The 25,247-nt window shown below is 68.8% G+C and carries 24 protein-coding genes; 11 read left to right on the forward strand and 13 right to left on the reverse strand.

All coding sequences use genetic code 11. The annotated features are described in order from the left end of the window. The first annotated feature begins 39 nt into the window (after positions 1 to 39). Genes BM417_RS18400 through BM417_RS18415 form a run of 5 tightly spaced genes read left to right on the forward strand, consistent with a single transcriptional unit; the run spans position 40 to position 5,135 of the window. On the forward strand, positions 40 to 1,005 hold the full coding sequence (locus BM417_RS18400; protein ID WP_245822026.1) for a LacI family DNA-binding transcriptional regulator: 966 nt from the start codon (positions 40 to 42) through the stop codon (positions 1,003 to 1,005). Next, positions 1,002 to 2,411: a sugar ABC transporter ATP-binding protein gene (locus BM417_RS18405; RefSeq protein ID WP_093595174.1), complete on the forward strand. Its 1,410-nt coding sequence runs from the start codon at positions 1,002 to 1,004 to the stop codon at positions 2,409 to 2,411. Before BM417_RS18400 ends, BM417_RS18405 begins: the two co-directional genes overlap by 4 nt. After that, entirely contained in the window at positions 2,408 to 3,328 is a 921-nt protein-coding gene (locus tag BM417_RS48680; RefSeq protein WP_218164499.1) for an ABC transporter permease, read from the forward strand. The genes BM417_RS18405 and BM417_RS48680 overlap by 4 nt, the downstream gene beginning before the upstream one ends. A 29-nt stretch (positions 3,329 to 3,357) precedes the next feature. After that, on the forward strand, positions 3,358 to 4,275 hold the full coding sequence (locus BM417_RS48685) for a substrate-binding domain-containing protein (protein ID WP_218164500.1): 918 nt from the start codon (positions 3,358 to 3,360) through the stop codon (positions 4,273 to 4,275). Continuing rightward, complete coding sequence (locus BM417_RS18415; protein ID WP_093595177.1) at positions 4,272 to 5,135, forward strand: ribokinase; 864 nt, start codon at positions 4,272 to 4,274, stop codon at positions 5,133 to 5,135. The genes BM417_RS48685 and BM417_RS18415 overlap by 4 nt, the downstream gene beginning before the upstream one ends. Before the next feature lies 1 nt (position 5,136). Here the strand turns inward: BM417_RS18415 and BM417_RS18420 are convergent, their stop codons facing one another. Next, positions 5,137 to 6,198, reverse strand: a complete 1,062-nt coding sequence (locus BM417_RS18420; RefSeq protein ID WP_093595180.1) for a right-handed parallel beta-helix repeat-containing protein — start codon at positions 6,196 to 6,198, stop codon at positions 5,137 to 5,139. A gap of 158 nt (positions 6,199 to 6,356) precedes the next feature. Between BM417_RS18420 and ptsP the strand changes: the two genes are divergently transcribed. Beyond that, complete coding sequence (gene ptsP / locus BM417_RS18425; RefSeq protein ID WP_093595182.1) at positions 6,357 to 7,988, forward strand: phosphoenolpyruvate--protein phosphotransferase; 1,632 nt, start codon at positions 6,357 to 6,359, stop codon at positions 7,986 to 7,988. A gap of 150 nt (positions 7,989 to 8,138) precedes the next feature. On the opposite strand, the gene BM417_RS18435 is transcribed toward ptsP, so the two are convergent. The 11 genes from BM417_RS18435 to macS all read right to left on the reverse strand — a co-directional run bounded on the left by BM417_RS18435 (position 8,139) and on the right by macS (position 17,665). Further along, positions 8,139 to 8,984: a LysR family transcriptional regulator gene (locus BM417_RS18435; RefSeq protein ID WP_093595184.1), complete on the reverse strand. Its 846-nt coding sequence runs from the start codon at positions 8,982 to 8,984 to the stop codon at positions 8,139 to 8,141. Beyond that, entirely contained in the window at positions 8,981 to 9,994 is a 1,014-nt protein-coding gene (locus BM417_RS18440) for a hypothetical protein (RefSeq protein WP_093595187.1), read from the reverse strand. The genes BM417_RS18435 and BM417_RS18440 overlap by 4 nt, the downstream gene beginning before the upstream one ends. Then, positions 9,979 to 10,452 carry an RNA polymerase sigma factor gene (locus BM417_RS18445; protein ID WP_093595190.1) on the reverse strand — a complete coding sequence of 158 codons (474 nt, stop codon included), beginning with the start codon at positions 10,450 to 10,452 and terminating at the stop codon, positions 9,979 to 9,981. The genes BM417_RS18440 and BM417_RS18445 overlap by 16 nt, the downstream gene beginning before the upstream one ends. Positions 10,453 to 10,481: 29 nt before the next feature. Beyond that, a complete protein-coding gene (locus BM417_RS18450) occupies positions 10,482 to 10,649 on the reverse strand; it encodes a DUF397 domain-containing protein (RefSeq protein WP_093595192.1) in 168 nt (55 codons plus the stop codon). Between the two features lie 13 nt (positions 10,650 to 10,662). After that, positions 10,663 to 11,457 carry a helix-turn-helix domain-containing protein gene (locus BM417_RS18455; RefSeq protein ID WP_177320480.1) on the reverse strand — a complete coding sequence of 265 codons (795 nt, stop codon included), beginning with the start codon at positions 11,455 to 11,457 and terminating at the stop codon, positions 10,663 to 10,665. Between the two features lie 121 nt (positions 11,458 to 11,578). Next, positions 11,579 to 12,757: a glycine C-acetyltransferase gene (locus BM417_RS18460; RefSeq protein ID WP_093595197.1), complete on the reverse strand. Its 1,179-nt coding sequence runs from the start codon at positions 12,755 to 12,757 to the stop codon at positions 11,579 to 11,581. Next, on the reverse strand, positions 12,757 to 13,788 hold the full coding sequence (tdh, locus tag BM417_RS18465; protein WP_093595199.1) for an L-threonine 3-dehydrogenase: 1,032 nt from the start codon (positions 13,786 to 13,788) through the stop codon (positions 12,757 to 12,759). The genes BM417_RS18460 and tdh overlap by 1 nt, the downstream gene beginning before the upstream one ends. Before the next feature lie 36 nt (positions 13,789 to 13,824). Continuing rightward, positions 13,825 to 15,279 carry an SDR family oxidoreductase gene (locus tag BM417_RS18470; protein WP_093595202.1) on the reverse strand — a complete coding sequence of 485 codons (1,455 nt, stop codon included), beginning with the start codon at positions 15,277 to 15,279 and terminating at the stop codon, positions 13,825 to 13,827. Between the two features lie 36 nt (positions 15,280 to 15,315). After that, positions 15,316 to 15,849 (reverse strand): DUF1707 SHOCT-like domain-containing protein, encoded by a 534-nt coding sequence (locus BM417_RS18475; RefSeq protein WP_093595205.1) that lies wholly within the window; start codon positions 15,847 to 15,849, stop codon positions 15,316 to 15,318. Then, positions 15,846 to 16,508 (reverse strand): response regulator, encoded by a 663-nt coding sequence (locus BM417_RS18480; RefSeq protein WP_093595208.1) that lies wholly within the window; start codon positions 16,506 to 16,508, stop codon positions 15,846 to 15,848. The genes BM417_RS18475 and BM417_RS18480 overlap by 4 nt, the downstream gene beginning before the upstream one ends. Further along, positions 16,505 to 17,665, reverse strand: a complete 1,161-nt coding sequence (gene macS / locus BM417_RS18485) for a MacS family sensor histidine kinase (RefSeq protein WP_245821987.1) — start codon at positions 17,663 to 17,665, stop codon at positions 16,505 to 16,507. Before macS ends, BM417_RS18480 begins: the two co-directional genes overlap by 4 nt. 116 nt (positions 17,666 to 17,781) lie before the next feature. On the opposite strand from macS, the gene BM417_RS18490 reads away from it, so the two are divergent. The 3 genes from BM417_RS18490 (at position 17,782) to BM417_RS18500 (ending at position 20,692) form a co-directional block, all read left to right on the forward strand. Then, positions 17,782 to 18,984, forward strand: coding sequence for a GGDEF domain-containing protein (locus BM417_RS18490; protein WP_322788970.1), 1,203 nt, complete (start codon positions 17,782 to 17,784; stop codon positions 18,982 to 18,984). A gap of 95 nt (positions 18,985 to 19,079) precedes the next feature. Then, a complete protein-coding gene (locus BM417_RS18495; protein WP_093595211.1) occupies positions 19,080 to 19,634 on the forward strand; it encodes an RNA polymerase sigma factor in 555 nt (184 codons plus the stop codon). Between the two features lie 29 nt (positions 19,635 to 19,663). After that, positions 19,664 to 20,692: a hypothetical protein gene (locus BM417_RS18500; protein WP_245821988.1), complete on the forward strand. Its 1,029-nt coding sequence runs from the start codon at positions 19,664 to 19,666 to the stop codon at positions 20,690 to 20,692. Between the two features lie 70 nt (positions 20,693 to 20,762). Here BM417_RS18500 and BM417_RS18505 read toward each other — a convergent pair whose 3' ends face one another. Then, entirely contained in the window at positions 20,763 to 21,914 is a 1,152-nt protein-coding gene (locus tag BM417_RS18505) for an AI-2E family transporter (protein WP_093595214.1), read from the reverse strand. 79 nt (positions 21,915 to 21,993) lie between these two features. On the opposite strand from BM417_RS18505, the gene BM417_RS18510 reads away from it, so the two are divergent. After that, the gene (locus BM417_RS18510; protein ID WP_245821989.1) at positions 21,994 to 24,171 is read left to right on the forward strand and encodes a translocation/assembly module TamB domain-containing protein; all 2,178 of its coding nucleotides are present in this window, start codon (positions 21,994 to 21,996) and stop codon (positions 24,169 to 24,171) included. Positions 24,172 to 24,333: 162 nt separating this feature from the next. Continuing rightward, a complete protein-coding gene (locus tag BM417_RS18515; RefSeq protein WP_093595217.1) occupies positions 24,334 to 25,092 on the forward strand; it encodes a hypothetical protein in 759 nt (252 codons plus the stop codon). Positions 25,093 to 25,247: the final 155 nt, after the last annotated feature.

Consider the following 25,247-nt stretch of genomic DNA (forward strand, 5'->3'; position numbering starts at 1 on the left):
ATACATGTGTAATCGATTAACTACGGTCTCGTGACGACCATGAAGGACGTCGCGCAGCACGCCGGCGTCTCCACGGCCACCGTGTCGCGCGTGCTCAACGGCCATGCCGCACCGACGCCCGAGACCCGTGAGCGCGTGCTCGCCGCGATCGAGAAGCTCGGCTACCGGCCCAACGCCCTGGCGCGATCCCTCAGGACCACCAGCACCCAGACCCTCGGTCTGGTCATCAGCGATCTGCTGAACCCGTTCTTCGCCGAGATCGCGCGAGCGGTCGAGGACGAAGCCCGGTCACACGGCTACTGCGTCGTGATCGGGAACGCCGACGAGAGCGCCGAGCAGGAAGCGACCTACGTGCGCACCCTGCTCGACCGCCGGGTGGACGGCCTCCTGCTGTGCCCCGCGACCGACGACCCGAGTCTGGTTCGCGAAGTGAGCGCAGGCGGCGTACCGCTAGTTCTGCTCGACCGGACGGTCAGGGGCGCCACATGCCCCGTCGTCCGCGCTGACGGCAGCGAGGCATTGACCGCGCTCGCCCGGCGGCTCGTCGGCGCCGGCCACACCCGCATCGGAGTGATCGCGGGTCCGCCGAACACCTCCACTGGAAGAGAACGAACCGACGTGCTCACGGGGTCGCTCGGCGGCCTCGCGCAGGTCGTGCACGGCGACTTCCGGCAGGAGAGCGGCAGTCAGGCCGCGGCCAAGCTGATCGACGACGGTGCCACCGCGCTCGTCGCGATGGACAACCTGATGGGCCTCGGCGCGTTGGGCGAGGTCAGGGCCCGCGGCCTGCAGATCCCGCACGACATCGCGCTCGCGGTGTTCGACGACCAGCCGTGGTTCCCGCTGCTCGACCCGCCGATCACGGTCATCGCGCAGCCGACCGTCGAGATGGGTCGCGCCGCCGCCCGCAGCCTGCTGGCCCTGATCAACGGCCGGCAACCAGACGACGTCCGCCTCACCGCGAAGCTCGTGCTGCGCGGCTCGCTCGGGGAGGCCGAGCTGTGAACCCCCTGATCACCGCCCGCGGCATCACCAAGCACTTCGGCGCCACCAAGGCGTTGGACGGCGTCGACCTCGACATCAACGCGGGCGAGGTCCACGTCCTGCTCGGCGAGAACGGCGCGGGCAAGTCCACGCTGGTCAAGGTCCTCGCGGGCATCCACGGCCACGACGCCGGCACGATCGAGGGCCACGCCAGCCTCGCCGTCATCCACCAGGAACTGGCGCTGGTCCCCGAGCTCAGCGTCGCCGAGAACCTGTTCCTCAACCGTCTTCCGCGCAGGTACGGCTTCGTCGACCGCGCCGAGATGCGCCGCCGCGCTCCGAAGCTGCTGGAACGGGTCGGGTTGAACGTCGACCCGAACGCCAAGGTCCGCGACCTCGGCATCGCCCAGCAGCAGATGATCGAGATCGCCCGCGCGCTCGACAAGAACGCCGGCGTGCTGATCCTGGACGAGCCGACCGCCGTTCTCACCGAGACCGAGACCGACCGGCTGCTGGAGATCATGGCTCAGCTGCGCGACAACGGCGTCGGGCTCGTCTTCATCACCCACCACCTCGACGAGATCCAGCGCATCGCCGACCGCATCACGATCCTGCGCGACGGGCGAAGCGTCGGCGTCCTCGGCCCCAGGGCCACCACCCAGCACATGATCGAGCTGATGGTCGGCCGCCCGATCGAGGAGCAGTACCCGCGCGCACAACAACGCCCTGGTCAGCCGTTGCTCCGCATCGAGAACCTGACCAAGCGCGGAGTCTTCGAGAACATCAGCATCGAGGTCCACGCGGGCGAGGTCGTCGGCATCGCGGGCCTGGTCGGCGCGGGACGAACGGAAGTCGCGCGGGCCGCGTTCGGCGTGGACGGCTACGACCACGGCACGGTCGCGGTCGACGGGAAACCGTTGCCCCGCCACAACGTCCAGGCTGCCATCAAGGCCGGACTCGGCCTGGTCCCGGAGGACCGCAAGGGCCAGGGCCTGGTCCTCACCGCCACGGTCGGCCAGAACCTCGAACTCGTGACGCTCGACGACCGCGACGAGGAACGCCTGCACGACATCGCGGGCAAGCTCCGGATCAAGGGCCGCGTCGAGCAGCCGGTGAAGGAACTCTCCGGCGGCAACCAGCAGAAGGTCGTCATCGGCAAGTGGCTGCTGGCCGACCCGAAGGTGCTGATCCTCGACGAACCGACCAGAGGTGTCGACGTCGGCGCCAAGGTCGAGATCTACGAGCTGATCAACCGCATGACCGCGCAGGGCCGGGCCGTGCTGCTCGTGTCCAGCGACCTGCCCGAGGTGATCGGGATGAGCGACCGCGTCGTCGTGATGGCACACGGCCGGGTGGCCGGTGAGCTGTCCAAGGGCGCGACTCAAGACCAGGTGATGGCACTCGCCGTGCAGGAGATTTCGGCATGACCACGATCAGCATTCGCAAGTACTCACCCAAAAAGTATTTGGCAGAGAACGGTGCCCTCGCGGGGCTCGTCATCCTCGCCCTGGTCATCGCGATCATGCAGCCCGCGTTCCTCAACGCGCAGAACCTGCTCAACGTCGGCGTGCAGGCCGCGGTCATCGCGATCATGGCGTTCGGCATGACGTTCGTCGTGGTGGCAGGCGGTATCGACCTGTCCGTCGGCAGCATCGCGGCACTGGCCGCGATGGTCGGTGCGCTCACGGCGGGCCCGATCGGCCTGGTCGTCGGCGCCCTCTGCGGCCTCGTCAACGGCGCGCTGATCAGCTACGGCAAGCTGCCGCCGTTCATCGCGACGCTCGCCATGCTCAGCGTCGCCCGCGGTCTCACGCTGGTGTTCTCCGAAGGCCAGCCGCACGAGACCGACGCGATGGTCACGTTCCTCGGCTCGAACCTCGCGCCGATGGTTCCGTTGCCACTGCTGCTGATGCTGGCGTTCTTCGGCATCACCGGCCTGATCCTCACGCGCACGAACCTCGGCCGCCGCATGTACGCGATCGGCGGTAACGAGGAGGCCGCGAAGCTCAGCGGCATCGACGTGCGCAGGCAGAAGCTCTGGATCTACGCACTCAGCGGCCTGTTCGCCGCCGCCGCGGGCCTCGTGCTCGCGGGACGGCTCGGGTCCGCCGGTCCGCAGGCAGCGGCCGGCTACGAGCTCGACGCCATCGCCGCTGTCGTCATCGGTGGTGCGTCGTTGTCCGGTGGCGTTGGCCGAGCCACCGGGACGTTGGTCGGCGCACTTGTGCTCGCCGTCCTGCGCAACGGCCTCAACCTGCTGCAAGTGCCGCCGTTCTGGCAGCAGGTCGTCATCGGCGTGGTGATCGCTCTCGCCGCGCTGCTCGACTCACTTCGCCGTCGCTGAAAAACCCGCAACAGGTAAGGAAGACACCAATGAAGGTGACCCGACGGATCGCGTTGACGCTCGGTGCCGCAGCTCTTGTGGCGACCGGGTGCAGCGGAACTGGGGCGTCCGGAGGAAGCGGCATCACCATCGGCCTCGCTGTGTCCACTTTGAACAACCCGTTCTTCGTGGAACTGCAGCAGGGCGCGCAGGAGATGGCGGACAAGCTCGGCGCCAAGCTGACCGTGGTGGACGCGCAGAACGACGCGACGAACCAGATCAACCAGGTGCAGACGCTGGTGACGCAGGGCGTCAAGGCGATCCTGCTGAACCCGGTCGACTCCAAGCAGTCAGCGCCCGCTGCCAAGGCCGCCGAGACGGCGAACATCCCGCTGATCTCGGTCGACCGCGCCGTCGAGGGCAAGGTCGCCGCCGAGGTCGCCTCGAACAACGTCTCGGGCGGCAGCCTCGCGGCCATCGAGCTCGGCCGCGCCACGTCCGGCGACGTCGCGCACCTCAAGGGCATCGTGGGCGCGTCGGCGTCGCGTGACCGCGGCCAGGGCTTCGAGCAGGGCCTGAACAGCGGCAACATCAAGGTCGTCGCCACGGCGGTCGCCGACTTCGACCGCGCCAAGGGCCTCAACGAGACCACGAACCTGCTGCAGGGCCACCCCGGCCTCAAGGGCATCTTCGCCGAGAACGACGAGATGGCGCTCGGCGCGATCAAGGCTCTCGGCGCCCGTGCCGGCAAGGACGTCCAGGTCGTCGGCTTCGACGGCACGCCGGACGGCCTGAAGGCGATCCAGGACGGCACGCTCGCCGCGACCGTCGCGCAGCAGCCGAAGCTCCTCGGTTCCAAGGCCGTCGAGCAGGCCGTGCACGCCGCCAAGGGCGAGCCGGTTCAGCAGGTCGTGGACGTCGAGGTCAAGGTCATCACCGCGAAGAACGTGGCAGAGTTCATCAAGTGACGAACGCTCTGCTTGTTCTCGGGTCCGCCAACGCCGACCTCGTGGTCGAGGTCGGCAGGCGGCCCGGCGGCGGTGAGACCGTGCTCGGCGGCGACACCGTCGTGCTGCCCGGCGGCAAGGGCGCGAACACCGCCGTCGCCGCTGCTCGCGTCGGTGCTTCCGTCGCGTTGATCGGCGCCGTCGGTGGTGACGGTTACGGCTCGCTGCTGCGGGAGTCGCTGGAGTCGTCCGGCGTCGACACCGCCCTGGTGAAGACTTCCGCGCGCCCCACCGGGATCGCCTACATCACCGTGACGCCGGACGGCGAGAACTCCATCGTCGTCTCGCCCGGCGCCAACGCGGACGTATCACTGTCCGATGTGGACGCTCTCTCGTTCGACGGCGCCTCGGTGCTGACGTGCTCGCTGGAAGTGCCGCTGGAGACGGTGATCCACGCGATCGGTGCCGCTTCCCGCGCGGGTGTCCGGACGGTGCTCAACCTCTCGCCAGTGGCGGAACTGCCCACGGAGACGTTGAAGCAGCTCACCGTGCTGATCGTGAACGAGCACGAGGCAGCGCAACTGGCTTCGGACTGGCGCGACCTGCTCAAGCTCGGCCCGACGTCGGCCATCGTCACGCTGGGCGCGCGCGGCGCGGCCGTGGTGGCGCGGGCGGGAATCGTCGAGGTACCGGCGATCGAGGTCGACGAGGTGGTCGACACGACCGGCGCCGGCGACGCGTTCGCCGGAGCCCTTTCCGCGCGGTTGGCCGAGGGCGACAACATCGTCCAGGCCGCCGAGTACGCGGTGAAGGTGGCCGCGCTGTCCGTCACGAAGGCGGGCGCGCAGCCGTCCTACCCCACGGCCGCCGAGGTCGGCTGACCTACGCCCGCACCGCCGCGCGGTCGTCGAACAGGTCCTCGTCCGGAAGCGCGTACTTGTCGGCGTTCGGTGCCTTGTCCGGCAACGGGTCTGAAGGCATCTCCGGCTGCAGCGGCGGCGCGGCGACCTGGTTGGACGGGATTCCGCGCGGCGCCTTGGGCTTCTTCCGCGGCACGTCGGTGTCGTACCGCACGTTCTGGCCGTTGCCGACGATCACGTTGCTTTCCAGCCGGTCGTCCGTCGGTGCCGAGTCCTGGCCGGGGCTCAGCGCCAGCCCGATGCCGGGGTTGCCCGTGATCAGGTTGCGGGACACCAGGTTCTTCGTGCTGGTCAGGATCCTCATGCCGAGCCCGAACGCGCCGTCGGCCTGCGCGGGCGAGAGGGCCTCGTCGTTGTCGGAGACGAGGTTGCCCACGAAGGTGACGTCCTCCTGGCGCTCGGCCGCCGAGGTCAGGCCGACGCGGTTGCCGCTGAACCTGTTGCCCAGCACGAACATCCGCCCCGACGCGTTCGTGCCCTGGTAGCCCACGGCGTTGCGTTCGGCGACGTTGCCGCGCACGACGATGTCGCACGGCTTGCACCGGTCGACGGCGAACCCGGAGTCCCCGCTGCCGCTCGCATAGCTCTCTTCGATCACGCCGTTCTGGGCGTGGAGGGCCTGGACACCGAACCGCGCGTTGTTGCTGGAAGTCACGTACGAGACGCGAAAGCCGCGCTGTTCGGAGATCAGCACGCCGTGGGAGGTGTGGTTGCGGACCGTCAGGTTCTGCACGGAGACGTCCTCGGCGGCGACCACGACTCCGGCGGCGCGCTCGCTCTCGCCGTCGATGATCACGCTGCCGCGCCGGGCTCCCTTGATCGTGAGGCCTTTGGTCCTGACCTGCACCGACTCCTCGTAGACGCCCGGCGACACGACAATGGTCGCGCCCTCCTGGGCCGCGTTCACGGCCTCCTGGATGGTGCTCAGCTGAGCGGGAACGTTGATCTCGGGGCCGAGGCCCGGTTGCGCCGACGTGCATCCGGCGACCAGGAGGACTGCGGCGAAGACGGGCGTGAAGCGCACAGCCGGGGACCGTACTGCTCCGAACGGTCTATTGTCACACCGCTGTCGGCTGCTCGTGTTAAGCCATGATGACGAACGGGCCACCGCTGCGCGTTCTGCCGCTCAATTGGTCAGACTGAGCTGTCCTGGGTTCCTGGTCGGAGGGTATGGTCTAGACCATGTCGAGCGCGCGGCTGAGCGGTGTCGGTGTGAGCAGCGGACGGGCAACCGGCCCCGTGGTGAGGGTCGCGGAGGCTCTCCCCGAACCCCCTGCGGGCCTGCGAACAGCGGATACGAAGATGGAAGCCTCCCTGATCCGTCCCGCGGCGGAGGTCGTGGCGCAGCGCCTGATGGAGCGCGCGAAGACGGTCGAGGGCGACGCCCGTGCCGTTCTGGAGACCACGGCGGCGATGGCGGGTGACCCGTCGCTGATCAAGGCTGCCGAAAAGCTCGTCGTCGACCAGTCGCTGACCGCCGCCCGTGCGGTGCACCAGGCCGCCCAGAAGTTCATCTCGGCACTCCAGGCCGCCGGTGGCTACATGGCCGAACGCGCCCGCGACGTCCAGGACGTCCGCGACCGCGTGGTGGCCGAGCTCCTCGGCCTGCCCGCGCCCGGCGTTCCCGACCTGGCCTCGCCGTCCGTGCTGGTGGCGCGCGACCTGGCGCCCGCCGACACCGCCGGCCTCGACCCGTCGAAGGTCCTCGCCCTGGTCACGGAGGAGGGCGGTCCCACCTCCCACACCGCGATCCTCGCCCGCTCGCTCGGCATCCCGGCCGTCGTCGCGTGCCGCGGCATCCTGGCGTTGGAGGCCACCTCTCTCGACGTCGACGGTGACACCGGCCAGGTCCGCGAGTCGGACGGCAAGGTCCGCACGGCCGGCACCGGCAAGAAGGCCGTGTGGAACGGCGTCGGCCTGCTCAAGGACGGCCACCGCGTGAAGGTTCTCGGCAACGTCGGCTCTCCCGCCGACGCCGCTGCCGCCGCTGCCGCGGGCGCGGAGGGCGTGGGCCTCTTCCGCACGGAGTTCTGCTTCCTGGACGCCGCCGAGGAGCCGACCGTTGCTGAGCAGACTGCTGCTTACGAGGCTGTACTGGCGCCGTTTAAGGGCAAACCCGTTGTGGTGCGCACCCTCGACGCGGGCGCGGACAAGCCGCTGGCGTTTCTGAACCCGGCCCCGGAGCCCAACCCGGCCCTGGGCGTCCGCGGTCTGCGCGTCGCCTTCGACCGCCCCGAGATCCTGGACCGCCAGCTCGAGGCCATCGCCGCCGCGGCCGCCTCGTCCGGCGCCGACGTCTCCGTCATGGCCCCGATGGTCGCGACCGCCGCCGAAGCCGCCTGGTTCGTGCAGCGCGTCCGCAAGGCCGGCATCAAGCGCGCCGGCGTGATGGTCGAGGTCCCGTCGGCCGCGCTGTCGGCTCGCGAAATCCTTCAGGTCGTCGACTTCATCTCCATCGGCACCAACGACCTGGCCCAGTACGTCTTCGCCGCCGACCGCCAGCTCGGCGGGGTCGCGGCCCTGAACGACCCGTGGCAGCCCGCGTTGCTGCGCCTGATCGCCCAGGTCGGCGACGCGGCGACCGCCACCGGCAAGCCCGTCGGCGTCTGCGGCGAGGCGGCAGCCGACCCGTTGCTCGCGTGCGTGCTCATCGGCCTCGGCATCACGTCGTTGTCGATGAACCACACGGCTCTCACGGGCGTCGGCGCGAAGCTCGCGACGACCAGCGTGGACATCTGCCAGCTCGCCGCCCGCGGCGCACTGGCGGCGGGCGACCCGGCCTCGGCGAAGCTGGCGGCCCGCGCCCCGCACTAGTCGATCGCGGTCACGCGGATCTCGATGCGCATCTTCGGGTGACCGAGGGCGGTGACCCCCGCTCTCGGTCCAGATGGGTGCGCGGTCGCCCATCCGCGCACGGAACTGTTCCACCATCACCCGGTTGTGGTCGTCGAACGAGTCGTCGCCCTAGTTCGGACGCAGCTCGTCGAGCACCGCGCTGATCAACGGGTGGTCCTCCGAACCCCGGCGCACCGCCGCCACCACTCGCCGCAGCGGCGCCACGCCGGCGACCGGCACCCCGCGCACGGCGTTCCGCGGCGCCAACGCCACTCCGGCACCGGCCGCGACCAACGCCTGGATCGCACGGAAGTCATCAGACGTGTGCCTGATCCGCAGCGTGAACCCGGCCTGCGCGCACGCCATCTCCACGACGTCCCGCAGCGGATTGCCGGGCAGCGTCACGACCCAGTCCTCGTCCGCGAGCGCCGACAGCTCGACCGGTCCGCCGTTCAGCGCGTGCCCCGGCGGCAGCACGACGTCGAAAGGCTCGGTGTACAGCGGAAACCGGGTGAAGCGGTTGGTCGTGCGGTGCTCCTCGGTGATCGCCACGTCGATCTCGCCGTCCAGCAACAACCGCACGCTCTCGTGCCCCTCGGCGTCGCGTACGGAGAGTTCGATCGACCGTTCCTTCAACGCCGCCAACGCCGGCGCCACCACCTGCGTGATCGCCGACGCGAACGCCGCCACCCCCACCCGCCCGGCCGAACCGGAGGCCAGAGCGTCCAAAGTGGCCTGTGCACGTTCCAGTTCTGCGGCAACAACATGAGCGTGCGCGACGAGCAGGTCGCCCGCCGGAGTCAGCGACACCCGCCGTCCCTTGCGCAGCAGCAACGGATGCCCCGCCTCGGACTCCAGCGCCGCGAGCTGCTGCGACACCGCCGACGGCGTGAGGTGCAGTGCGGCGGCTGCGGCCGTCACGGTGCCGTGGTCAGCGAGTGCGCGCAGCACGCGGAGCCGTCGTGGGTCGATCACCGCTCAATGATGGGGGATTCCACTTCGCCGTTCACGGGGACGTCCTGAGGCACGATCGGCTCGAAGGCCACCTCCTCCAGCAGGAGGTACTCCTCCTCCGAGATGGGCATTTGCGCGGGCAGGCCGAACTGGGACGTGGTGATCACGTCCCGCTTGCTGATCGGCAGGCCGGTCTCCTTGCTGATCACGAGCTGCGTCTCGACGTCGGAGAACTGGAACGTCGGCGGCGCGGCGATCGCCACACCGATTCCCGCGCGCTCGACGTGCACGGTCACGTCACCGAGGAACCGCGCCCCGTCGAGCGTCTTGATCAGCTCGAACGCCGCCCGCCGCTGGTCGGCGCGCACGTTCGAGCTGATCAGTTCCATCGCGAGCGACCCGATCCGGTAGGTGTCCTTCCCGACGATGGTCTCCAGCGCCTTCTTCAACTCCTGGGGGTCGGCGGGCAGCGACTCGAGCGAGTCGAAACGCGCCTGGCTGTGGAGGGACATCTGGAAACCGGAGACCGCGGTCTTCTGCACGGCCGGCTTCATCGGGCCGATGCGCACCGAGTGGGTCCCGCCGACCTGGGGCACCGTCTCCGGCTTGCCCGCGGCCTCCCACTCGTTGCCGCGGTCCAGCGAGAAGGGCGTCACGTCGCCCTCCTTCTGGATGACCGTGACCTGCTGGTTCGCGGCCAGCCACCGGTCGGTCTTGGAGTCGAGGTGTACGGCGTACGGGTCCGCCGGATCGCCGACGATCATTATCTGCGACTGTCGCGTCAGCGCGTGCCACCACTTCGGAGGCGCGGCGGGCTGCACGGGCTGTGGAGGCGCAGGCAACAACACGACCGCGAGCACGATCACCGCACCGATGACCACCAACGGAGCGAACCGCCGCACGAACAACTTCCTGGCGGGCTTCTCCCGGGGCAACGTCACGATGCGCGCAAGGTCGCGTTCCAACCGCTCGGAGTCGACCTCAGGCGTCGGAGGCTTGGCCTGGGCCAGGTCTTTCAGGATGTCTTCCACGACGCCCTCGCACTGTCGAATTTCGGAGTCCAGAGCGCGGCCTGCAAACGCCGCCGAGCCCGATGCAGCCGCACGAAGAACGTCGCCGTCGTGCACCCGAGCACCTGCGCAGCCTCCGCCGCCGCCAGCCCGTGCCACGCGATGAGCGTCAGCACCTCCTGGTCCGCCTCGGACAGGCTCGCGAGAGCCGCACGCAGCTCGATCACCGCGAAGTCGTCGTCGGCGGGGAAGTCGGTGAGCTCGTAGGTCGTCGTCTGACGATGGGTCGCGCGCACCAGGTTGCGGGCGATGCCGAGCAGCCACGGCAGCGCGTTGGACGGCATCTGGTCGAGCTTGCGCCAGGCGATCGTGAAGGTCTCGCTGGTGATGTCCTCGGCGAGCCGGCCGCCCGCGTGGCTCGCCGCGTAGGCGAGCACTCGCGGGTAGCACTCGCGGTAGACGATCGAGAATTCCTCCACGGTGGGTAGTGCGCTGACCGCGCCGATTCTTACAACTGAGTGACGCGGGTCACACTCGCGAGGAACGCCGACCACGCCTCACCTGACACGGGCAGGTGGGTGGCAGGCGCCTTGCTGTCCCGGATGCCGACACCACGACCGACCTCGACGCAGTCGCTGGAGTTCGGGCTGTAGGAGCTCTTGCGCCAGGTCGACATGCGGAACGTCTCCTCAGGTCAGGATGCCGGTGATCAGCTCCTTCGATTCTTCCGGATTCAAAGCTTGATCGTCGAGCCGCTTCACCACGGAGGCGTAGACGGCAAGTGAGGCCGCGTCTTCGAGGAAGAGACCGGAGTTCTCGCCTTCGAGGAAGACCACCGGCTCGAACTTCTCGTAGCCGAGCCGGATGAACGACCCTGAGACACCTGCGTGCGCGCCGATCGCGGCCGGCACGATTCGCAAGGTGATGTAAGACCGCTGCGCCATCCCCAAAAGGTGGATGTATTGATCTTTCATCACGTCCGGTCCGCCCACTGGCAGGCGGAGAGCGTATTCGTGGATGTAGAAGACGAACGTGCGGCTCCAGTGAAAGAGCTTGTGCCGTTCGAGCTTCGCAGCGATGACTTCCTCGTAGTCGACCGCATCGGGGTGAACTACTCCGTCGATAGCTGCACGCATGTAGTCGGTGGTCTGGAGGTGACCTGGGATGAGCAGCGACGACCAGACGGTGATCTCGTTGGCCAGGCGTTCCTGTTCAAGTAGCGCCGGTACCTGGTCATCGGTGAACTTGAGGTACCCGCGCACCCGAGTCTCGCGGAACAGGACAAGCAGGTGCTGGATCACGTCCGGCTTGACGTGGCAGTAGCTGAGCAACTGCATCACTTCGACTTCGGTCACGCCGCCCTTGCCGCGGACCAGGTCGGAGAGCTTGGCTTCGTCCCAGCCGAGTTCCTCGGCGAGCTTGCGGTGGGTGAGCCCGGTCTGCGCGATGACCTCGCGTACGGCGTCGCCGAACTCGCGTCCCACCACACTGGAATTTCGTCGTGGCATGCCGACGAAACTAGAAGCAAGACCCGTACCGGCTCCATTGTTTCCTTCCGAATATCACCGAAGGAAGTAGTTTTTGGAGCCGGTACAAGTCCTACCTTTACATCTTTGCGCGTGCGGCGATAAACGCGTCAACGGCGCGGTTAACGTCCTCGGTGGTGTGTGAAGCCGACATCTGCGTGCGGATACGGGCCTTGCCGTGCGGCACGACGGGGTACGAGAAGCCGATGACGTAAATGCCCTGCTCCAGCAACAGGTCAGCGAGCTTCGCTGCCTCAGCCGCGTCGCCGATCATCACGGGGATGATCGGGTGCTCGCCCGGCAGCAGGTCGAAGCCCTCCTCGGTCATCCGCCGGCGGAACAGCTCCGTGTTGGAACGCAGCTGGGCCAGCAGGTCCGTGGAAGACGACAGCATGTCGAGCGTGGCGATCGCGGCGGCGGTGATCGACGGCGCGAGGGAGTTCGAGAACAGGTACGGGCGCGAGCGCTGGCGCAGCAGTTCGACGATCTCCTTGCGGCCGGACGTGTAGCCGCCGGACGCGCCGCCCAGTGCCTTGCCCAGCGTGCCCGTGACGATGTCGACGCGGTCCTGCACGCCGAACAGCTCCGGGGTGCCGCGGCCGGTCGGGCCGGTGAAGCCGACGGCGTGCGAGTCGTCGACCATGACCAGGGCGTTGTAGCGCTCGGCCAGGTCGCAGATCTCGTCCAAAGGCGCCAGGTAGCCGTCCATCGAGAAGACGCCGTCGGTCGCGATCAGCCGGTAGCGGGCGTCGGCCGCGTCCTTGAGCTGGCGCTCCAGGTCGTCCATGTCGCGGTTCTTGTAGCGGAACCGGCGAGCCTTCGACAGCCGGACGCCGTCGATGATCGACGCGTGGTTCAGCTCGTCGGAGATGATCGCGTCCTCGGCGCCGAGCAGCGTCTCGAACAGGCCGCCGTTCGCGTCGAAGCAGGAGCTGTAGAGGATCGTGTCCTCGGTGCCGAGGAACTCGCTGAGCTTGCGCTCCAGTTCCTTGTGCGGTTCCTGGGTGCCGCAGATGAACCGCACCGAGGCCATGCCGAAGCCCCAGTCGTCCAGGCCCTTCTTGGCTGCCTCGATGAGCGTCGGGTGGTCGGCGAGACCGAGGTAGTTGTTGGCGCAGAAGTTCAGGACCTCGTCACCCTGGCCGACCCGGACGGCGGCGTTCTGCGGGGTGCCGATCACGCGTTCGGACTTGTAGAGCCCGGCCTCCCTGATCTCCTCGATCGTCTTGAGGAGGTCGTTCTTCAGCTCGCCGTACATCAGGCTCCCGTCCAGTCGAGGATGACCTTGCCGCACTTGCCTTCGCGCGCGGTGGCGAAGGCCTCCGCGTGCTGCGTGTGGTCGTACCGGTGCGTGATGACCGGCGCGAGGTCGAGGCCGCGCTGCAACAGCACGGTCATCGAGTACCAGGTCTCGAACATCTCGCGGCCGTAGATCCCCTTGATGTGCAGCATCTTCAGCACGACGCTGCTCCAGTCGACGGAGAACTCGTCCGCGGGCAGGCCCAGCATCGCGATGCGACCGCCGTGCGCCATGTTCGCGATCATGTCGCGCATCGCCACCGGCTTGCCGGACATCTCCATGCCGACGTCGAAGCCCTCGGCCATGCCGAGTTCGGCCTGGGCGTCGGCGATCGACTTCTCGGCGACGTTCACCGCGAGGTCGACGCCGACCTTGCGGGCCAGGTCGAGCCGGTGCTCGGAGATGTCGGTGATCACGACGTTGCGCGCGCCCGCGTGCTTGGCGACGGCGGCGGCCATGATGCCGATCGGACCGGCGCCCGTGATGATCACGTCCTCGCCGATGACCGGGAAGCTCAGCGCGGTGTGCACGGCGTTGCCGAACGGGTCGAAGATCGCGGCCACGTCCAGGTCGACCTTCGTGCGGTGCACCCACGCGTTCTGCTCGGGCAGCACGACGTACTGCGCGAACGCGCCGTTGGAGTGCACGCCGAGACCACGCGTGTTGGCGCAGAGGTGGCGGCGGCCGGCCTTGCAGTTGCGGCAGGTCCCGCAGACGAGGTGTCCCTCGCCGCTGACCAGGTCGCCCACTTTGACGCCGGTGACGCTGTTGCCGATCTCGACGACCTCACCGACGAACTCGTGGCCGAGGACCAGTGGCGCCTTGATGTTCTGCGCCGCCCAGTCGTCCCAGGAGTCGATGTGCAGATCGGTGCCGCAGATGCCGGTGCGCAACACCCTGACCAGCACGTCCGTCGGACCCGGGGTCGGGTCGGGGACGTCGGTCAGTTCGAGTCCAGGCCCAGCGGCGACCTTGACGAGAGCCTTCATGCGGGAAGTCTCACCCTTTGCTGCTTGTGCAGTCCATCAGGACTTTCTGAAGTTCTTGTGCAGCTCAGCTTCATTGGCGATGTTGCGCACCATGCCGCCGAACACGATGCCGTGAAACGGCCAGACGACCGCCCAGTAGAGGTGTCCGGCGAGCCCTTTGGGCACGAACACGGCGCGTTGGCGGTAAGTGGACCCGTGTCCCTCGTTGCCCGCCACTCGAAGCTCCAGCCACGCCTTGCCGGGCACCTTCATCTCGGCCCGCAGCCGCAGCAGATGACCGCGTTCGATCTCCTCGACGCGCCACCAGTCGAGCGCCTCGCCGACGTTCAACCGGTTCGCGTCACGCCTGCCCCGCCGCAGCCCGACCCCGCCCGCGGCCCTGTCCATCCAGCCGCGCACGGCCCAGGCCAGCGGAAACGAGTACCAGCCGCGTTCGCCACCGATGCCTTCGACGACCTCCCACAGCCGTTCGGGCGTGGCATTCGTCCTGCGCTCGCGGTCGTCCGTGTAGACCGAACCGCCGGACCAGTCGGGGTCGGAGGGCAACGGCTCACTCGGCGCTCCCGGGATGGACGCCCCCGACCAGCGGGTCTCCACGTCGGCGTCGCGGATCTTGTCCAGCGCCAGCTCGACGGCCTTGACGAAGCCGGTGTTCTCGCCGGGCAGCACCTCGCGGATGTCGTTCTCGCGGCACACGACCTCGTGCACCAGCGACTCGATCAACGGCTTGGCGATCGACTTCGGCACCGGCGTGACGACGTTGACCCAGTGCGAGGACAGGCCCGGGGTCAGCAGCGGCACGGGCAGCACGCGGCGCTTGGGCAGCCCGGCGACCTCGGCGTACCGGAGCATCATCTCCAGGTAGGTCAGCACGTCCGGCCCGCCGATGTCGAACGTCCGGTTCGTGTTCTCGAGCTTCGTCGCGTCGACCAGGTAGCGCAGCACGTCCCGCACGGCGATCGGCTGGATCCGGTTGTGCACCCAGCGAGGCGTGACCATGACCGGCAGCCGTTCGGTGAGGTAGCGCAGCATCTCGAAGCTCGCCGACCCCGACCCGATGATCACCGCCGCTTGCAGCACGACGGCCTGCGTTCCGCAGCGCAGGAAGACCTCGCCCACCTCCTTGCGGGAGGCGAGGTGCGGCGACAGCTCGACGTTGGCCGGATGCAGTCCGCCCAGGTAGACGATCCGCCGCACGCCCGCACGTTCGGCGGCCCGTGCCGTGTTCTCCGCGGCCTTGCGGTCGGCGTCGGCGAAGTCCTTCGACTGCAACGAATGCACGAGGTAGTGGACGACCTCGACGTCCCGCATGGCCTCGTCGAGATCGCCGAGCACGTCTCCGCGCACGATCTCGACGTCAGCGGCCCACGGGACGTCGCGCAGCTTCTCCGGCGAACGCACCAGGCAGCGGACCTCGTGTCCTTCGGCCAGCAGCCTGGGCACGAGTCGTCCGCCGAGGTACCCGGTCGCGCCGGTCACGAGACATCGCATGCCCCGATCCTGCGCGTTGGGAGGTGGCTGTGCAGATCAGCGCTTCCGCTTGATCACCACGGTCCCGCCGCGCACCGCGCCCCTGAGCTGGAAGTGCGGGTTGCCCACGGAGTTGTGGACCTTGTCCTTCAGTTCGCCGGCGGTGATCTCGACGGCGTCGGCGTTGACCGACGACCCCGCCGGCAGCAGCAGCTTCACCGTGCCCAGCGACACGTCCAGGTCGACGTTGACGACCGGTGGCACGTCGGCGGCGGTGAAGTCGAGGTTCGTGGTGCCGAGGGTGTTGCGGATGACGAGCTCGCTCGGCACGACCCAGTGGCCCTTGCGGGTCGTGGTGCTCATCGTGTTCTTCAGCTCGGTCCGCTCGCGGGCCAGCTCGTTGTTGACCATGCCGGGCAGGTCGACCAGCACGACGTTCAGGTCGGCTCGGGTCTTCGCGGCGAGAGCGGTGTCCGTGCGGACGGTGAACTCGTCCAGCGTGATCATGCCGCGGCCCACCGCCTTGTTCAGCAGGGTGACGACGTGCTCACGTTCCGCATCGGACACGCGTAACTCTCTGGGGTCTGTCATTTCTCTGCCTCCGGTTCGGCGTCAAGACCGTGCTCGATGGCATAACGCGCCAACTCCACCCGGTTGTGCAGTTGAAGCTTCCGCAAAGTCGATTGGACGTGGTTTTCGACCGTGCGGTGGGAGATCACCAGGCGGTTCGCGATCTGTCGTGCGGTCAGGCCCTTGGCAACCAGCCGCAGCACCTCGGTCTCCCGATCGGTGAGCTGCGGCTTTTCTTCCGAGCCGTCCGGTGCGGCGGCCATGCGCCGGTACTCGCCCAGCACCAGGCCCGCGAGGCCCGCGGTGAACACGGCGTCCCCGGCGGCGGTGCGGGACACGGCCTCGACCAGTTCCTCCGAGGACGCGGACTTCACGAGGTATCCGGACGCGCCCGCCTTCACGGCCTGGAGCACGTCGTCGTGCTCGCCGGACGCGGACAGCACGAGCACGCGCGTGTCCGGCAGTTCAGTGGTGATCATCAGGGTGGCGTCGACCCCGGAGAGTTCGCCGAGGTTGAGGTCCATCAGGACCACGTTGGGCCGCACGGCTTTCGCGATGCGCACGGCCGAGGGCGCGTCGCTCGCGGTCGCCACCACCTCGAAGCCCCGCTCCTGGAGATCGCGCGCCACGCCGTCACGCCACATCGGGTGGTCGTCCACGACCATCACCGAGACCGTCATCCTGCCGCCCCCTTCCTGAACACCCGAACCTCCCATTCCGTGCCCTCCCCCGGCCCGGTCTGGAGCTCCAGCGTTCCGCCGAGCGACTCCACCCGGCCTTTGATCGACTTCTCGATCCCCATCCTGCCTTCCGCGGCAGCCGACGCGATCCGGCCTTCCGGGATGCCAGGACCATCGTCCCTGACGCTCAGCACGATCTCCTCCCCGAGGTCTTCCAGCAGCACCCAGGCCCGCGCGTCCTCGCCGGCGTGCTTGTCCACGTTGGACAGCGCCTCGCGCACCAGCGACGTGAGCTCGCCGGCCGCCGGGGCCTCGAACATCACCTGGGTGGCGGGCGTCGACACCTGGATCCTGGGCGTGGCGAGCAGTTGCAGGCCGGGCCGCAGGTCGATCTCTCCGTCCACAGTGGAGTCGGCAGGTGCGGCGGCCACCAAATTCCGCAGCGCCACCTCCTGCTCGCCCGCCATCTTGGCCAGCTCTGCCGCCTCGCCACCGACTTCGAGGCCGCGCTTGCGCACGCGGGCCAGCACCTGCAGGACGCTGTCGTGAATCGAACGGGCAAGGCGCTCTCGTTCGGCCGTTGCCGCTTCGGCCCTCAAGGCCTGGGCGAGCAACACCGCCGAACGTCGTGCGGTCGCCGACGCCATGCCGACGACCATGCCCGCGCCGGCCAGCAGCACGACGTCGCGCAGCAGGTCGAGGCTCGGCACGCCCTTGGACAGATAGGTGGAGAGACCGACCGCCAGCCCGCCCGCGAAGCCCGCGTAGGCCCCGCCGAGCGCACCCAGTGCGACCGCCGGCACACACGCCCAGATCGTCGTGATCAACGGGACGTTCAGCGTCAGCAGCTGGTGGTCGGACATGATCAGCGGCGAGAGCGACATGAGACCGCAGATCAGGGCCAGGTCGACGAGTACGAGCGGCCACCGCCTGCCCCACGTCGTGCTGTACGCGCGGCTGGTGAAGACGGACCACAGCGCCATCACCCCGAGCGTGGTCCACGCGAGCCACGGCCGTACGTAACCGGATTGGTTCGCGATGACGTTCGCCGCAGCGAAGAGGAATGTGACTATGCGTAGCGCAATCGTCCCGCGCCACAGGGGCGTGGCCGGGTCGTCGATCACCTTCGTCACACGTTCGGCAGGCTCTTTGCGCACGCTGTGCTCCTTTCGGACACCATCCTGCCGCGTGAACGTGTGCTGGCTAACCCCCAGGTGGCCGTCTTCTGCCGAACGGAGGAATGTGCGACGCTCTCCGGGTTCGGGGGAGGGCGATGCAGGTGCGGGACTGGCCGGTGTGGACTTTGCGGCGGCCTGCGCTCTGCTACTGGTTGCTGATCGACATGGCGGCGTTCGCCACCGTCGTCTACACGATCGTTTCCTCCGAAACGCCGTCACCCTCCGAAATCGCCAGGTTCGCCGCGATCGCGGGCACGGCGGGCGCGGTGATCATCGGCAGCTCCATCTACAGCCACCGCCTCGGTGAGACCGAGCGCAACCCGTGGGCAGCCCACCTCTGCTACCTGACGGCGGGCATCCTGGCCCTCCCCCCGAACCTCCTGGTGCTGCTCCTCTTCGGCCCCGCCCTGCACTGCCTCCTGGCCCAACGCCCGGAGACCCACCGCTGGCTGTTCACCCTGAGCGCCACGGCGTTGGCCGTCTTCACCACCCGCTACGTGCTCGGCTGGGCGGACCCGCACGCCAACCTCCTGATCCTCGCCCTGGGCGCGGCCCTGCTGCTGATCCTGCGCGCGGGCCTGATCTCGTTCGGCCTGAAGCTGCGCAGCCCCTCCGCCACGTTCGAGGAGAACGTCGGCGAGCCCATCGACGCCATCCTGGGCATAGTCGCCGTGTCGATCGGTGGCCTCATGGGCTGCGTGGCGGAAGCGAACGCCATCCACGCCCTCATCGCCGGCCCACCTCTGGCGCTGTTGGAGCGGGCAGCCCAACTCCCGCAATGGCGCCGATCGGCCCAGCGCGACGCCAAGACCGGCCTGGCCAACGCCGTCCACTGGGACAGCCGAGCCCGTTACGAACTGACCAAGGCCTCCGGCCGCACCCGCCCGATGGCCGTCATGCTCCTCGACCTCGACCACTTCAAGCGCGTCAACGACGAGGTGGGCCACCTGGCAGGCGACGCGGCCCTGGCCGCGATCTCGTTGCTGCTGCGCGGCACCGTCCGCCGAGGAGACCTGGTCGGCCGGTTCGGGGGCGAGGAGTTCGTGGTGCTGTTGCCCGAGGCCACCTCGGACGAGGCCGAGTACGTCGCCGAACGTGTGCGCAAGGCCGTCGAGGCTCTTCGCGTGCCGACGATGGCCACCGACGGCAAGCCGCACGAGCTGCACGGCCTGACTGTGTCCATCGGGGTGTCCACGACGACCCGGTTCGGGTACGAGCTGCCGGACCTGCTGGTCGCGGCCGACGCGGCACTGCTGGCGGCCAAGGCCTACGGCCGCAACCTCGTGTCGATGGCCTGACCAGCGGTCTTCCCTGACATCGAAGCAACCTGAACGCTTTTGGCGCGCGTTGGCAAATACGGGGTGAAAGGGCGAAGCGAACCCCGAGGAGCTTCATGTCGTCAGACGCGGAACTGATCGGCAGATCGCTGCGCGGAGACACCAACGCCTTCGTGGAAGTGATCAGCCGCCACGAAACCGCGATCGGAAACTACCTGGCGCGCCGAGTGGGGCGGCAGACGGCGGAGGACGTGCTCGGCGACGTCTGGGTGGCCGCCTACGAGTCTCGTGCGAGCTACGACCGCTCGTACCCCGAGGCCCGGCCATGGCTGTACGGCGTCGCGCTCAACAAGCTGCGCCGGCACTGGCGGACCGAACCGGCGGAAGTGCCGGCGTCGGACATCGTCCGCGAGGCGGGCGGATGGGACCCCTGGCCGGCGGTGGACGCCCGCGTGGACACGCAGGCACTGCTGCGGCAGGCACTGGCACGGCTCAAGCCGGACGAGCGCGAGGTGCTGGGCCTGGTCGCCTGGGAGGACCTGACCGTCGCCGAGGCCGGGCGGGTGCTCGACCTGCCCGCGGGCACGGCCCGACGCCTGTTGCACCAGGCGCGCAAGGCACTTCGCGACGCGCCAGAGGTCACCGCGCTGCTGCAGGTACCGACAACGTGAAAGAACAACCCATGGATGAGATGGATTTGATGAAGAACCTTCGTGACGTGCCATCCCCCGGCCCCCAGGCCTACGACAGCGCCCGGACGGCACTGCAGGAGGCAATGGCGGAGCCCGCTCCGGTCCTGCGGCCGAAGCGCTGGGTCTCCTGGCCGAAGCTCAGCGTCGCCGCCATCGGCGCGGCGGCCGTGGCGACGGCCGTGGTGATGGGGACGACGAGCACCAGCGTCCCGACCGGCACCCCGGTGGTGGCGGCCCCGCAGCCGGTGGTGGTCGACTCCCCGCTGCTGAAGCTGGCTTCCGAGGTCAAGGCGGCGGCGGGCCCGCTCACCGGCGACTCCTCGCTGGTCGTCATCACCAAGCCCATGCCGGACGGGTCGCCGTACGTCACGTACAGCCTCTACACCGACAAGGGCCCGATCTTCGTGGGCGACTCGCTGAAGAACCTGTCGGAGACGGCCAAGAAGAACGACGACCAGGCCCGGCCGTTCGACAGGAACGTGCTGTCGGCGGCCCGCCTGGCCGCGACCGGTGACCTGGAGAAGGCCAAGGTCGCGATGGTCACCGCCGCGGGCAACCCGTTGGGCCTCGGCCTGAGCGACGCCGAGGCGGACAAGGAGTGGGAGAAGGCCCTCGCGGCCAACGCCGAGATCTTCCAAAAGAAGGGCATGGAGGTGCCCCCCGCCAAGCCGCGCCCGACCGGCAAGGAGCTGGAGGACCGCGTCAACAACTCCCTGTGGCACAACACCACGTACGCGATGTTGATCGGCGCCGCCAACCCTGAGGTCCGCGAGGGCGTGCTCAAGCTCCTCGCCACCCTCAAGGACGTGACCATCGCCAACGCCGACGTCGACGGCCAGGCCGCGATCACCCTCACCGCGGGGCCGGCCCTGCTGCTGGCGTCCACCGGTTCGCACGTGATCAGCATCGACGCCGGGAACGGCCTGCCGATCCGCTCGGCGTACGTCCCGGCCAAGGACTCGGGAGAGAAGGGCTCGGCGGCGAACTACAAGTCGTCCCGCGTCACCTTGGCCGACGTGCTGGCGGGCAAGATCTGACCTGAGGTCGCTTCACCGTACTAAGAGGACCGAGGAGGAACTCGGTCCTCTTAGTGCTGTCCGCACGGCCTTAGAGCTCCTTGACCCGTTCGCTCTTGTCGTCCTTCGGCGCCGTGTCCTGCGGATTGAGCACGTCCACCTTTTCCGGCTTCTGCACCGCGTCCGAGTCGGACACCAGCGACCGGATCCCGGAGTTCAGCACCGCCAGCAACGGCACGGCCAGCAACGCCCCGGCGATGCCCCCGGTCACCAACCCGCCCGCGATCGCCAGCACCACGGCCAACGGGTGCAGCTTGACCGCACGGCCCAGCAACAACGGCTGCAGCACGTGCGACTCCAGCTGCATCACGCCGATGAGCACGGCCAGCACGACAAGAGCCGCAATAGGCCCGTTGGTCACCAACGCGATCAACACCGCCACGGCACCCGTGAACACCGCACCGATGATGGGGATGAACGCGCCGAGGAACACCAACGCGGACAGCGGCACCACGAGCGGCACACCGATGATCGCCAAGCCGACACCAACACCAACGGCGTCGACGATCGCGACCACAGCCGTAGCGCGCACATAAGAAACGAGAGAGCCGAACCCGCGGCGGCCGGCCACGTCGACACGCTGACGCACGTCGCGAGGCACCGCACGCGTCACGAAGCGCCAGATCCCGTCGCCGTCGTGCAAGAAGAAGATGAGGGTGAACAGCGCGAGCAACAGCCCGGTGAGCAACTCGCCCAGGGTCGCCGCGGTGGTCAACGCGCCGGACGTGATCTCGGCCTGGTTCTCCTTGATCGTCTTCACGATCTCGTTGATGTAGTTCTGCAACTGCTGGTCGGACAGGTGCGCGGGCCCGTCCTTCAGCCACGTCTGGATCGTGTCGAGCGAGGCCGCCACCTGCGTCTGAAGTTCGGGCAGGCCCCGGGAGAACTCGCTGATCACGAACGTCAGCACGCCGCCGAGCACGCCGATGCCGATGATCATCATCAGGGTCGTCGCCACGCCGCGCGGCACCCGCCACTCGACGAGTTTCGCCACGCCGGGCGACAGCAGTGCGGCCAGCAGCAGAGCGATAGCGACTGGGATCACTATCGACGCGAGGAAGCTCAGTGCGTAGGCCACCACGTACAGCGCGGCGATCACGACGACGAATCGCCAGCTCAGGGCGGCGCTCACCCGTAGCAGCAGGGGAACGCGGTTGCTGATCTCCGACTCCGGCGCGCTCATGGACCTCACGGTAACTGTTCGAACCCTCGCCAAGCCGGAACTCCAGAAGGGATGATCCGACTCGTCAGGGGAGGACGAAGTGATCAAGCCGGAAGACTTGACCGAAGTCGAGCGCCAGGTCGCAGGGGCCTACGCGGGCGGTACCGAGACAGACCTGACCGGACAGAGCGTTCGCGGCGAGGTGCTCACCGGTCTCCTGACCGGCATGTACCGGGTGCCGCGCAAAGGATTGCCCGCTTTGCGGCTCCGAAACGCGCGGATCACCGGCAGGTTCGAACTGGAGGGCACCCGCGTCACGCGGGTCATCGACCTCACCCACTGCACCTTCGAGGAGTCGCTCGACCTCCGCATGGCCCGCCTCATCGGGCTCCGGCTGCGCGGCACCCGCGTCCCCGGCCTTCAGGGCCGCAACCTTCGCGTCTTCAGCGACCTGGTCCTCGAAGCCGGCTTCACCTGCACCGGCACCGTCGACCTCACCGACGCCGCCGTCGACGGCACGCTCCGGCTCGCCGGCGCGGTCCTGCGCAGCAACACCGACCACGCACTCCTGGGCGCACGGCTGCGGGTCAGCGGATCCGTCCAGGCCATCGCGATGCGCGCACAGGGCGAGGTCCGGCTCAGGGGTGCGGCGATCGGCGGCAGCGTCCACCTCGGCGGCGCCCGCCTGATCAACACGGGCAAGGACGCGCTCGACGCGTCCGGGATCGTCGTCGCGGGCAACGTCTTCTGCAACGCCGAGGGCGGCCGCTTCAACGCGGACGGCCGGGTGCTGTTCGACGGCGCGCGCGTCGGCGGGAACGTCGAGTTCACCGGCGCCCGCCTGCACTCCGCCCACCGCGTCGACAACCAGGTGCTGGTCCTGCCGCACGGATCGGCCGACGAGGCCGCGACGCTCGTGGCCGACCGCATCCGGGTCGAGGGCAACGTCGAGCTCGACGACGGCTTCACCAGCGAGGGCACGGTCCGGCTGCCCAACGCGAGCATCGGCGGCTACCTCCGGCTCTCCGGCGCGGTGATCGGGCCGCGGGAGATCGCCGAGGAACTCGCCGGCGACGTCACGAACCGCATCCCGGTCGCCCTGCACGCGGACGGCCTTCAGGTCCGCGGCGACGTCGAGGCGCGCAGCGCGGTCAACGGCGCGGGCGCCCGTTCGCTCGCGTTGCAGACCTACGGCCAGGTCCGGCTGTCCAACGCGACCATCAACGGCAGCGCCAGCATGTCCGGGGTGTCGTTGCACGGGCCCGGCATCGACGTCCTGTTCGCCGACCGCCTCCAGATCGGCGGCACGCTCTTCCTGCGCGAGCTGCGGGCCAAGGGCTCGGTCCGTCTCCAGAACGCGAACATCGGCTCGACGCTCGACATGTCCGGCGCCGAACTGACCCTGCCGAGGCTGCGCGCGAACGGCACGCAGAAGCCGTCGCTGGACGCCCGCGCCATCACGATCGGCAAGGACCTCCTGTGCAGCCGCGGGTTCACCGCGGTCGGCGGCGTGCGGATCCGGCTGGGCGAGGTCGGCAAGATGGCGACGTTCAGCAACTCGCACCTCGGCTCGACCGCCGCGGACATCGCGTTGAACGCCTACGGCCTCACCGTCCACCAGTTCCGCCTGCACATCCCCGAGGGCCAGCAGCCCAAGGGCAAGGTCGTGCTGAGCCGCCTCAAAGCGGTGTCGGTGACCGACGGGCCAGGGCTGTGGGACGCCGAGGGCGGCGTCGCCGTGGACGACTTCGAGTTCGCCGGCATCACCGCCGACCCCGACGTGCCGGTGCAGACGCGCCTCAAGTGGCTGCTCAAGGTGCAACCCGACTTCGCGCCAGGACCGTACGAACAGCTCGCCGCCGTCTATCAGCAGGGCGGCGAGGAGGAGCTCGCGCAGAAGGTCCAGCTGGAGAAACAACGCCGCCGCTACTCCGAACTCGGCCGTGCCGGGCGGGTCTGGGGCGTGGTGCAGCGGTTCACCGTCGGCTACGGCTACCGGCCGTGGCTCGCGATCTGCTGGCTCGGCGTCTTCTGGCTGTTCGGCGCGCTGTGGTTCAACTGGCACCCGATGGTCAAGCTCAACCAGGACGAGGACCCGGTCTGGAACGCGTCACTGCTCGCGCTCGACCTGCTGATCCCGATCATCGACTTCGGCCACGACGGCAAGTGGCAGTTCACGGGCGCCTCGCAGTGGATATCTTCGCTGCTCGTGGCCGTGGGCTGGGTGCTCGCGTCGACTGCGGCGGCGGGTGCGGCACGCGTGCTGAAGCGGGTGTGAGTCCCAGAGCGGCGTTCACACGATGTAGTTAACCGAGCGCTCAGAGCGTGCATTCGGGGTGGATGGACTGGCAGAGTCGCCGACGTCGACTTGATCACGTTGATCGTCGGCGAATCCCTTGAGTGCCACCGAGTAGCGAGGTTTCCTGCGTTGTCCGCTGACATGCGAGCGAAGACGGGAGCGAACGGCATCCGCCGGTTCGCCACCCGAGCGCTGCTCGCCGTCGGTGGGGCGATCGCGGGAACGGCCGTTGCCTGGGCGCTCACCACGTCTGCCGCGAACGCGGAGACGGTGCCTTCTGCTGATGGGCAGCAGGTCGACGTCGTCAGCAAGCTCGTCGCCAAGACGGACGAGAAGCTGCCGGTCGTCGTTCCCGCCGCCAAGGCAGTGCACAAGCTCGACGAGACCTTGCGCGCCGAGCAGGAGAAGGCTCGCGCCGCCCTGCCGGACGTGCAGGTCTCCCAGGCGGTCGACCAGATCGCCGCGCGAATCCTGCCGCAGGTCACCAGGATCGGTCAGTCCAGCACCCCCGCCACCGAGCGGGCGATGGACGTGACGTTCCCGGAGATCCCGGCTCCCGCCACCGATGCCGGACAGTCGCCGGCACCGGTGGTCTCGCAGTTCACCGGCTCGTCCGGTGCCACGTGGACGGATCTGTTGGGGCACAACGACTTCGTTGTGCCCTCCGAGCAGCGTCCGTCCCTGCCCAGCAACCCGTTCCCGAAGCTGCCCGTTCCGGCCCCCGCGCCGGTGCAGTGCTCTTCGTGCAACGACGGTTCTGGCTCTGCCAAGGGCAGCACGTTCGCTGCCTTCGCTGCGTCCGGCAACTCTCACGGCATCTCGTCGACGAGCGCTCTCGCGCCGTCCACTGACGAGGTCACCGTGACGCCGGGCAAGCAGCCCGGTATCAACCCCGACTGATTCCAGCGCGCGGTCCGCGGCAGCCTCCTCCCCTGGCTGTCCGGAAGTCGACCGTCGCGCTTTTTTCTTGCGCTCACACAGGTCGATCACCGCGTGCGACTCCCCCGGTGATGACGCGCCCTCCCCTGCGCGTTTCGGCCCCACCCCCTTGAGCC

This window comes from Lentzea waywayandensis (genome assembly GCF_900115955.1).
In the GTDB taxonomy this organism is placed as follows: Bacteria; Actinomycetota; Actinomycetes; order Mycobacteriales; family Pseudonocardiaceae; genus Lentzea; species Lentzea waywayandensis.